We start from the raw sequence: 249 nt of genomic DNA on the forward strand, positions 1-249 counted from the left end.
CATGGAGGTCGACGTCAAGAGGCCGCAACTCTTGCCAGCCTTGGGCGGCGATAGTCATTGAGCCGTCAACACGGGATACCATCGCTCCCATCTTTTCGGCGATCCCCATGAACTGTGCGCCAGGCTGGGTGCTGTCTGTCGGCCAACCAGGCACTGTCACAGACCCGCCGACAATTAAGGCAGCTGCGAGGAATACCGCGGCATTGGTGAGGTCGGGTTCGATGACGTCATCGAGGGCATGTATTGGTC

General features: G+C 59.4%; 1 protein-coding gene. It reads right to left on the minus strand.

Annotation, left to right across the window (positions count from 1 at the left end):
* Positions 1-244, minus strand: a 244-nt coding sequence (locus tag MTCD1_RS23790) for a carboxyvinyltransferase (protein ID WP_498067576.1), incomplete at its 3' end; no start/stop codon positions are given.
* Positions 245-249 lie beyond the last annotated feature (5 nt).

Origin of the sequence: Colwellia marinimaniae (assembly GCF_002207865.1) — a bacterium.
In the GTDB taxonomy this organism is placed as follows: domain Bacteria; phylum Pseudomonadota; class Gammaproteobacteria; order Enterobacterales; family Alteromonadaceae; genus Colwellia; species Colwellia marinimaniae.